The sequence below is a fragment of the Rhizobacter sp. P1_G5 genome (genome assembly GCF_056405435.1).
On sequence record NZ_JBFUCB010000843.1, the window covers coordinates 1 to 2,037 of the forward strand.

The 2,037-nt window shown below is 72.6% G+C and carries 1 protein-coding gene; it reads left to right on the forward strand.

Features of this window, described 5'->3' with window-relative positions; translation table 11 throughout:
* Positions 1-118: 118 nt before the first annotated feature.
* A partial coding sequence (locus AC1D12_RS31790; protein WP_477845161.1) for a hypothetical protein occupies positions 119-2,037 on the forward strand: 1,919 nt, incomplete at its 3' end.

A 2,037-nucleotide genomic window follows, 5' to 3' on the forward strand; every position in this document is an offset into this window, starting at 1 on the left:
AGATCGTGCTGCGCGAGGCCGGCACCTGGGCCCAGCAAGGCCATGTGAAATTCGAGCGGCTCGACCCGATCATCGCGAGCGAGGTGCTGCGCGACGCCGACCTGCTGGCGCCGCTGCCATGAAGAAGGCACCCCTCGGCTTGGTCTGGCCCACCGGCGGCTTCCAGTGGACGCCCGAGTGGCTGGCGCTGTTGCCGGTGATGCGCGGCGTTCACCTGCCTTCATCCGCACCGTCGGCCCCGCAGAGCCCTGCCGCCGCGCTGGAAGCCGCGTTGGGAAACCCGCTGCCCCAGGCCCACGCGGAGTGGTTCGCGCGCTTCGAGCCGCTGCGTGACGCGGTCGCTTGCGCCGACGAGGCCGCGTACGAAGCCGCGCTCGCGGTGGCGCAGCGCGGCAGAACGGGTTCTTCGCCGGCCGCCCGTGCCTGCGCCTTCGTCTTCCCGCACCTCGGCGAGTGGACGGCCGAATGGCTGGCCGCGCACGGCAAGGAGCCCTGGGGGCATGCGGTGCTGTGCTGGTCCGCGATGCAGCCGGCCGACTTTCTCGCGCATGCCGCGGCACACCCCTGGCTCGATCACGCCACGTTGACGAAGGGCGTGCTGCTGCAGTTGAAGCTGCATGGCGAGGCAGCGCTGGAGGTGCTGGCGTGGTTCATCCGCACGCGCCTGAGCTCGCGCGATCCCAAGATCGGGACGCAGGCCCTCAAGCTCGCGGCGCAGATGAAGGTGCCCGGCCTGCTGCCGCTGCTCGCGGCGCAATCGGACCACAAGAAGGTGCGCGACGCGCTGGAGAAGCTGGCGAAGACCCATCCGGTGGCGGTGCTGTTCACGGTGATCCGCCAGGCGATGGCCGGGCGCAGCCGGGCCGCCGAGACCTGGGCCTTGCGGTTGGCGCATGAGTGGCCGGAGGCCTTGCCTGCGGCGCTCGATGCGCTGGAGCCGGCGCTGCGCACCCGCTTCGAGGGCGCGGTGGCGGCGCTGAATCCGGTGGAAGCGCCCGACGAGGCCGTGCCGCCGATCCTGCGCGAACCACCGTGGCTGCGCGCCGATCGGCCGGGGCAGTTGCCGGTGCTGGAGGTTGCTGCCATCGCGACGCCCGAGGCGCTGGCATGGCGGCAGGATCTGCTGGAGCGCCTGAAGTCCGCGCCGCGCCAGTTGAACCCCCAACGCGATGCACACGGCTTTCCAGCCGAGCTGAAGCTCACCGATGCGGGCGCGCAGCGCCTGCTGGCGGGCCAGCCGCTGCAGGACGGCGACACCTCGGCGACCTATGCCTCGATGTCGCTGCTGTTCGACGCGCCGCAGGCCGCGCAGCTCACGCTGTGGAACAGCTTCCCGCCCGAGCGCTGGATGCTCAGCCCCTGGAGCCTCGACGCCGAACAGGTGCTGGCCCGCCTCGGCGTGGCAGCGATCCCCGGCATGGTCGCGGTGCTGTCGACCCACCAGGGCAAGGGCCCGCGCATCGCGCTGCTGATGGACACGCCGCTGCTGGTGCCGCGCATGGCGAAGCTGCTGCGGCAAGCGCGTGTGCACCGCAGCGCCGCCGCCGAGTGGATCGCGAAGTTCCCCCGCACGGTGTTGTCGCATGCGCTGCCCGCGGCGTTCTCGGCGCAGCACAGCGCGGAGCGCGACGACGCGCGCTACACGTTGCGCTGGATGGCGGAGCAGGCAGGCGGGCGCACCGCGCTGCTCGAAGCCGCTGCAGCCTATGGCGAGGCGATGACCCAGGCCGCCACCGCGCTGCTCGCCACCGACCCGCTGGACATCCTGCCGGGCGAGATGCCGCCGGTGCCGGCCTTCTGCGAGGTGGCCACGATGCGCCGCCCGCACCTGCTCGCCGGCGGCGCACTCAGCGTTGCCGCCACCGGGCACCTGGTGCGCATGCTGATGATCGGCCAGCCCGATGCGCCCTACCCTGGCGTCGCGCTCGTGCAGGCCGCGTGCACACCCGCGAGCCTGGCCGAGTTCGCCTGGGACCTCCATGAGGCTTGGGCCGGCGCCGGCGCACCCAGCAAGGACGGCTGGGCCTTCCGCACGCT